The sequence below is a fragment of the Schnuerera sp. genome, assembly GCF_035459645.1.
GTDB lineage: Bacteria > Bacillota > Clostridia > Tissierellales > Tepidimicrobiaceae > Schnuerera.
Map to the genome: position 1 here is coordinate 1 of NZ_DATHXO010000252.1, position 8,191 is coordinate 8,191.

At 31.0% G+C, this 8,191-nt stretch carries 7 protein-coding genes; 1 reads left to right on the forward strand and 6 read right to left on the reverse strand.

Annotated elements, in window-relative coordinates; all coding sequences use genetic code 11:
- The 4 genes from pyk to VK998_RS05995 form a co-directional block, all read right to left on the reverse strand.
- On the reverse strand, positions 1-1,619 hold a 1,619-nt coding region (pyk, locus tag VK998_RS05980; protein ID WP_325226550.1), incomplete at its 3' end, for a pyruvate kinase.
- A 26-nt stretch (positions 1,620-1,645) separates the two neighbouring features.
- Entirely contained in the window at positions 1,646-2,605 is a 960-nt protein-coding gene (pfkA, locus tag VK998_RS05985; protein ID WP_325226552.1) for a 6-phosphofructokinase, read from the reverse strand.
- Positions 2,606-2,635: 30 nt separating this feature from the next.
- Positions 2,636-2,830, reverse strand: coding sequence for a hypothetical protein (locus tag VK998_RS05990; RefSeq protein WP_325226553.1), 195 nt, complete (start codon positions 2,828-2,830; stop codon positions 2,636-2,638).
- A 104-nt stretch (positions 2,831-2,934) separates the two neighbouring features.
- A complete protein-coding gene (locus VK998_RS05995; RefSeq protein WP_325226555.1) occupies positions 2,935-6,408 on the reverse strand; it encodes a DNA polymerase III subunit alpha in 3,474 nt (1,157 codons plus the stop codon).
- Between the two features lie 134 nt (positions 6,409-6,542).
- Between VK998_RS05995 and VK998_RS06000 the strand changes: the two genes are divergently transcribed.
- Positions 6,543-6,932 carry a GrdX family protein gene (locus tag VK998_RS06000; RefSeq protein ID WP_325226557.1) on the forward strand — a complete coding sequence of 130 codons (390 nt, stop codon included), beginning with the start codon at positions 6,543-6,545 and terminating at the stop codon, positions 6,930-6,932.
- Positions 6,933-6,967: 35 nt separating this feature from the next.
- Here the strand turns inward: VK998_RS06000 and VK998_RS06005 are convergent, their stop codons facing one another.
- Both VK998_RS06005 and whiA read right to left on the reverse strand, forming a co-directional pair.
- Positions 6,968-7,234 (reverse strand): HPr family phosphocarrier protein, encoded by a 267-nt coding sequence (locus VK998_RS06005; RefSeq protein WP_325226559.1) that lies wholly within the window; start codon positions 7,232-7,234, stop codon positions 6,968-6,970.
- A partial coding sequence (gene whiA, locus VK998_RS06010) for a DNA-binding protein WhiA (protein WP_325226561.1) occupies positions 7,231-8,191 on the reverse strand: 961 nt, incomplete at its 5' end. The genes whiA and VK998_RS06005, both read right to left, overlap by 4 nt.

The following is an 8,191-nucleotide window of genomic DNA, read 5'->3' on the forward strand; positions in this document are numbered from 1 at the left end:
GCATGAGATGTAAGCCCACCTTGTTCAACTATTAAAGCTGAAGCTTGTTTCATGAAATCTACCATATCCTTATCGGTAAACTTACTTACCAAAACATCTCCTTCCTTAAATCTACCCTCTAACTCTTTTCTATTGCTGCCAATACATACCGTACCAGTAACAGAGGCTTTACCTATACCAGAACCTCTCACTAGTATCTTTCCTACAGTATGAACCTTTATTAAATTAGTAGTTCCCGAAACACCTACAGGTATACCAGCTGTTATTATTATTAAATCCCCTTCTTTAATAAAGCCTTTTTCCATAGCACTATGAATTGATCTATCTATCACTTCATCAGTTACATCACTTTTCAGGGAAAGAACTGGGTAAACTCCCCATACTAAAGATAGTTTTCTCATTACTCTTTCAGTTGTGGTCGCTGCAATTATTGGAGCTTTTGGTCTAAATTTTGATATAGCTTTAGATGTATAACCAGATGAAGTAGCTGTAATAATTGCGCTAGCTTCTAAGTCTTCCGCTGTGGCGCAAGTTGCTTTACTAATAGCATTAGTAGTTGAAATATTTTTATCTACAGATTTAAACTTTAACATTTCTAAATACTCAGAAGACGTCTCAGTTCTTGTTGCTATATCATGCATAGTTTTTACAGATTCTACAGGATATTTTCCTGCTGCTGTTTCCCCTGACAACATTATAGAGTCCGTTCCGTCAAGAATCGCATTGGCTACATCTGTTACTTCTGCTCTTGTAGGTCTTGGATTTCTCATCATGGAATCTAACATTTGAGTAGCTGTAATTACTGGTTTACCGGCAATATTACATTTTTTAATTATCTGTTTTTGAATAAGAGGTATTTCTTCAGTTTCTATTTCTACTCCTAGATCTCCTCTTGCTACCATTATTCCATCAGAAGCTTTGATTATTTCATCAATATTATCTACACCTTCTTGATTTTCTATTTTAGCTATAATGTCAATGTGTTCCCCAACATTTTCTTCTAATACCTTCCTTATCTCTAAAACATCTTCTGCTTTCCTTATAAAGGAAGCAGCTATAAAATCTATATCATTTCTTATTCCAAACTTAATATCTTCAATATCCTTTTCTGTAACTGCTGGTAGATTAATAGATACATTGGGTATGTTTACACCCTTATGGTCTTTCAATGTCCCACCATTGAGAATAGTACACTTTACATCTGTATCACTGACAATTTCAAAAACTTCCAGTTCTACTAAACCATCGTCTATTAGTATTCTATCGCCTTTTTTAACATCTTTAGTTAATTCTTCATAAGATACACTGACTATTGATTTATCACCTAATATATCCTTTGTTGTTAAGGTGAAAAAATCTCCATCCTCTAACTCTACCATATCTTCTTTGAAATTCCCTAGTCTAATCTCTGGACCTTTTGTGTCTAGCATAATTCCAATAGGCAATTTTAGTTCTTCTCTTATTCTTTTTATGGTGTCAATCCTTTTTTGGTGTTCTTCATGTGTACCATGTGAAAAATTAAGTCTAGTTACATTTAATCCTTTCAAAAATAATTCTCGTAAAATTTCCTCTTTCTCAGAAGCTGGTCCTATAGTACAAACTATTTTCGTTTTTTTCATATTCCCACCTCTTTTCCTATTCTCTTCTATATAGATAGTATCTTTGCAATATTGTACATATTTTTGTCAAATTCCTTTTCTGTGTTTAAAGCTTCTTCTAAATCCATACTGACTAACTCATTACATTTAATGCCTAAAGCTTTCCCCGATTCATTAGAAAGTAATAATTCCACTGCTCTATTCCCCATCTTACTGGCTAGAACCCTATCATATGCAGTAGGAGTTCCACCTCTTTGAATATGCCCTAGTATAGTAACCCTCGTTTCAGTGCCAGTTTTTTCTTCAATTTCCTTTGCTACTTCGTAAGCATTTCCTATACCTTCTGCTAATGCAATTATGTGGTGCAACTTCCCTCTATTTCTACCTTGTATAATTTTTTTACATACTTTATCCATATCAAATTCTACTTCTGGAACAATGATACTTTCTGCTCCTCCAGCTAATCCAGAATAAAGGGCTATATCTCCACACTCCCTTCCCATTACTTCAACTATATTTGCTCTACCATGAGATGTGGAAGTATCCCTTATTTTGCTTATAGCATCGACTACCGTTTCTACAGCTGTAAAAAATCCTATTGTATAATCAGTATACCCCATATCATTATCAATAGTACAAGGAATGCAAATAGTTGGTATTCCTGCATCACTTAAATTCTTTGCACCTCTAAATGTTCCATCTCCCCCTAATATTATCAATCCATCTATGCCAAAAACTTTAATAATATTTAAAGCCTTATTTAATCCTTCTTCAGTCTTAAACTCATCGCATCTAGCACTTCTTAACATAGTTCCTCCTCTATGAACTATATCTGCTACAGATGACAAATTCATCTCTTGGATTTCTCCATTCAGTAGACCATTATAACCCTGTTTAATACCTAAAATATTAGTTTTATTAAATATAGCTGTTCTTACTACGGATCTAATGGCAGCGTTCATACCTGGTGCATCCCCACCACTAGTTAGTATACCTATTGTCTTCATGTTTTTTCCTCCTAATTGTAAAATATTCTATTAAATAATACCTAGATCAAATAGTACTGCTTGTATTTCATTGGCCTCAAATTCAGGAGCTAATATCTCGTACATTTCTTCATCTCCCTCTTTTGAAAAAAACTGCTTTTTTACTAAAAAGCCTTCTTCTTCTAATTTTTTTTCAACCATTATTGCTGTGTCTAAACCTGTAGCCAAATAAACTGCAGTCCACATTTTTACACTCTCCTTACTAACAATTAATGTTAAGGATCTTACATGCAATCTTTATAATAACAATTATAACACAAATTATAAAAAATTTTTGTGTTATTAGCATATTAGGAAACTTTAATATTATCTTTTCCTAATATTTTAGCTAACTCATCAAATAATAGGTTTTGTTTCTTGTCCACCCACAACTCCCTTTGGGCCATTACAGTCTTTCTATCTTCCTCCATATATACATAAACAGGAGTTTCACCTTTATATTTGGATAGTACTTTTTTTATATAATTAAAAGTAGTTAAAGGTCTATCTTTAGATATTTTTAAATATACTTTCCCTTTTTTATAATTATTCAAAGGTGTTATCTTCTCACAGATTATTTTAGGTTCTTCTTCCTCATTTAAACTTACTTTTCCTTCAATTATTACCAAGCTATCTTCATCTATTAGTCTACTATACCTATCATAAGTAGCAGGAAAAACAATACATTCTATAGCGCCATATAAATCTTCCAAAGTTATAAAAGCCATCATGTTATTGTTTTTAGTTATTTTATTTTTCTTAGAAACAATAATGCCGCCAATGATTATCTTTTTTCCTTCAATATTCCCGCTTAAATTTTCCTCTAACTGTTCTTGAACTTGCAACAATTCAGAGGTAGTTATTGTAGAAATTTGGTTAAGTTCTTCTTCATAAGGTCTTAATGGATGACCACTAATATAGATGCCTAGCATTTCTTTTTCCATAGCTAGTAAGTTTTTTTGAGGAAATTCTTTCAAATCTGGTAAATTATCTTTTGATATTTTAGTATCTATTGTCTCAAATATAGAAAATTGACCTTCAATATTTCTTTTTCTGTCAGCATGAATACCATCCATAGTTTTTTCAAATATAGCTAGTAATTGAGCTCTATTTCCTCCTAAGCTATTCATAGCTCCGCATTTTATAAGGCTTTCCACCGCTCTTTTATTCATAACGGATGGATTGATACTTTCAATTCTTTCACAAAAATCTGTAAAACTTGTAAAAACTCCATCCTCTCTTGCTTTTATAATTGTTTCTATAAAGTTTTCTCCCACATTCTTTACTGCCATTAATCCAAATCTAATCTTTCCGTCTACAACGGTAAATTTTTTAAAACTTTCGTTTATATCTGGTGGCAATATTTCTATCCCTAATCTTTTGCATTCTTGTATATATAAGGAAACGGAATTAGTATCTCCCATTACACTACTTATAAGAGCTGCCATAAATTCTACTGGATAATAATATTTAAGCCAAGCAGTTCTATATGCCACCACAGCATAGGCGGCAGAATGACTTTTATTGAAAGCATATTTTGCAAAATCGATCATTAAATCGTATATCTCATTGGCAGTTCTTTCATCTACACCGTTTCTTAAAGCTCCTTTTATTATTACTTTTCCATTTTCGTCAGTATCTCCATAGATAAATCTTCGTCTTTCCTCTTCCATTACATCCATCTTTTTCTTACCCATGGCACGTCTTAATAAATCGGCACCACCCATAGTAAACCCGCCTATATCCCTTACTATCTGCATTACCTGTTCTTGGTAGACAATACAACCATAAGTTAGCTCTAAAATAGGTTTAAGTTTAGGATGTAGGTATTCTATGTTTTCTGGATTATTCTTATTGGTAATGTATTGTGGGATTTGATTCATAGGTCCTGGTCTAAATAATGAATTAGCGGCTATCAAGTTTTCAAACATATTAGGTCTCAATTCCTTTAAAAATTGTCTCATGCCAGCAGATTCAAACTGGAATATACCTAAAGTTTCACCTTTGGCAAATAATTCTAAAACCTTAGGATCATCATAACTTAAATTAGAAAAATCTATTTTTAGCCCATGATTCTCTTCTATTAAATTAATAGCATCTCTAATTACAGTAAGGGTCCTTAATCCTAAAAAGTCCATCTTTAAAAGGCCTAATTCCTCAAGTTCTATCATGTTAAATTGAGTAGTTATAGCGTCTTTATTTCTCGATAAAGGCACATAGTTAGTAATAGGTTCTTTTGATATTACTACTCCAGCTGCATGGGTAGAAGTGTGCCTTGGCAATCCTTCTACCGCCAAAGCTAAATCAATTAAATTTTTAACTTCTTCTTTTGATTCATATACTTGCTTTAAAGTTTTGTTTACTTCTAGTGCTTTAGTGATAGTCATTCCCAATTCCATAGGAATTTGTTTTGCAATATAATCTACTTCTCCATAAGGCATATTTATTGCTCTTCCTACGTCACGAATAGCACCTCGTGCAGCCATAGTTCCAAAAGTAACTATCTGGGCTACTCTGTCTTCGCCATATTTTTCTACCACATAATTTATTACTTCTTCTCTTCTTTCATAGCAAAAATCTATGTCAATATCTGGCATAGATACTCTGTCAGGGTTTAAAAACCTTTCAAATAACAAATCATATTCTAATGGATCTATATCAATAATACCTAAAGCATAAGATACAATACTTCCTGCAGCTGAACCTCTCCCAGGTCCTACTATTATTTCATTATCTTTTGCAAATTTTATAAAATCCCAAACTATTAAAAAATAATCTACGTATCCCATCTCAACTATGGTATTAAATTCAAAATTAAATCTATCCATTATTTCCGAGGTAATCTTTTTATACCTTTCCTGTAACCCATCTATACAAAGTTTCTTTAAATATTCAATGTCAGTATAACCTTCTGGTACTTTAAATTCCGGTAAATGTAAAGTATCAAAATCTAAAGCAACGTTACACCTTTCTCCAATCCTAACAGTGTTTTCCAAAGCTTCATCTATGAAAGAAAAAGCCTCTTTCATTTCACTATAAGATTTAAGATAAAATTCATCTGTAGGAAATTTCATTCTATCCCTATCATCTATGGTCTTTCCAGTTTGGATACATAATAACACATCATGAACTAATGCATCTTCTTTTTTCAAATAATGAACATCATTAGTTGCCACCAATGGTATTTCCGTTTCTTCACTCAATCTTATTAACATTTCATTAACATTTTTTTGTTCTTCTAAACCATGATTCTGTATTTCTAAGAAAAAATTATTCTGTCCAAATATCTCATTATATTTAAGGGCTATTTCCTTTGCCTTTTTATAGTTACCATCTAATAAATATTTTGGGATTTCTCCTCCTAAACATCCACTCAATGCAATAATCCCTTGACTATATTTTGATAATACATCATGATCTACTCTTGGCTTATAATAAAAACCATTTACATAGCCTTCTGAAACTATTTTCATTAAGTTTTGATATCCTGTATTATTTTCTGCTAGTAACACTAAATGGTATTGATTCTTATCCTTAGGTTCTCTTTCTGTATACTTATTAATGGCTATATAAACTTCAGAACCTAAAATAGGCTTAATTCCTCTCTTTTTAGCCTCCTTATAAAATTCTATTACACCAAACATAGAACCATGGTCCGTTATTGCTATAGTATCCATTCCTAATTCCTTAGTTCTATCCAATAAACCTTTTATCTTGCCGGAACCATCTAGTAAACTATATTCAGTATGAACATGTAGATGAACAAATTTATTTTGATAATCCATAATAAAATCCTTTCTAAGTATGTTTATATATTAATTCTATCATAAATTAAAATAAATAAAACTATCTTTCATAATCTTCTATTAGCTTCTATTTTATGATAAAATAAATATATCAAAACTTTTGGAGGTCAAAAATGAAAAATATAAAAAATATAATAGTAACAAATAACAAATATGTATATGAAAAATATAAGGATGATTTTGAAATATTCTTTGATGAGAATTTCTCTTATCTAGATGTGCTAGAATATGTTAGGAATCGGGTTCATGAAGGCCATAAACTTATGACCCATCCTTTATCTGGTAGTGTAAAACCTAATGAGACAATATATAAGACTATAATCATTAGCCATAAAAAAGAAGTTTTAGATTTTGACAGTTTAAAGCTAATTGAAGAAAGTATAACTACGGCTAAAAAATTTATAGCTAATAAACCTACACCTAATTGGCCTGAAAGCATATTAGATGATTTTAGAGTTATAGATTTATCTTTAATAGATAATGCTATAGATAAAATTATATAAATAAAATAATCCCTTCACTGAAGGGATTCTATTATTTATAAATCTTTTAAACCATTCTCTACTAATTTAGACAATTCTTCAATAGCTTCTTTTTCATCCTCGCCATTAACGATTAAAATAATTTCTTCTCCATGAAATGCTCCCAAAGACATAACACCAATTATGCTTTTCCCATTTACTTTCCTACCTTCTAACTCAATATATACATTACTAGAAAATTTGTTTGCTGCTTGAACAAATAAGGCTGCTGGTCTAGCATGCAAACCAACCTCATTATTTAGAATTACAGTTTTTCTTATCACATCTTATTCTCCTTTCTTTTTAAATCTTCTGCAATATCATCAATTCTTCTAAATCTATGATTTACTCCAGACTTTCCTACTGGAGGTTTTAACATAGTTCCTAACTCCTTAAGACTAGCTTCTCTATGTTGTAACCTTAATCTTGCAATTTCTTGTAAATTTTTAGGTAATTTATTAATTCCTATTCTACTATCTATATATTCAATATTTTCTACCTGCCGTAAAGAAGCATTTATAGTTTTACCTAGGTTGGCGGTTTCACAATTTACAAGCCTATTTATATTGTTTCTTACATCCTTAAAAACCCTAATATCTTCAAACTTGAGTAAAGCCTGATGTGCTCCCATTATATTCAATATATCTACTATTTGCTGGCCTTCTTTAATATAAACTACATAATTTTCTTTTCTTATTACTATTTTTGAATCCAGATCAAAGGAATTTATTATCTGAGATAAATCTTTGCTATGTTCTATACTATTTGTCACGAATTCCAAATGATAAGCTTTTTCTGGATTGCTAATAGAACCTCCACCTAAAAAAGCACCTCTAATATAAGCTCTTTTACAATTTCTGTTTTCTATTAAGTTATCTGGTGTTTTATAGTCTATAGTATAATAACTACTATCTTCATCTGTTAAGAATCCAACATCCCTTAATATTTCTGTAGATATTTTCATATTATTAACAATTATTAGATAATTGTTGTTCTTTTTCAATTGTTTATTCCTTCGTACCATTACTTCCACATCTGTATTATATAATTTCTTAAGCAAAGTAAAAATTCTCCTTGCAATGGCAGCGTTTTCCGTACTAAATTTCAAACTAATTCGTTTTATTCCTGTAATTTGAATTGTACCACTCATTCTAACAATAGCAGCTAATTCAGCTATAGCACTAGATCTATTTTCTATAGGTAATCTTGATAATTCATTTTTAGTTGTTGAAGAAAAAGAC

What these genes read in the sequence shown, in the direction of transcription:
- VK998_RS05995 (WP_325226555.1), bottom strand. Translation starts at nt 6,408, where the DNA reads ATGGATTATCAAAATAAATTTGTTCATCTACATGTTCATACTGAATAT.
- VK998_RS05990 (WP_325226553.1), bottom strand. Translation starts at nt 2,830, where the DNA reads ATGTGGACTGCAGTTTATTTGGCTACAGGTTTAGACACAGCAATAATG.
- VK998_RS06000 (WP_325226557.1), top strand. Translation starts at nt 6,543, where the DNA reads ATGAAAAATATAAAAAATATAATAGTAACAAATAACAAATATGTATAT.
- pfkA (WP_325226552.1), bottom strand. Translation starts at nt 2,605, where the DNA reads ATGAAGACAATAGGTATACTAACTAGTGGTGGGGATGCACCAGGTATG.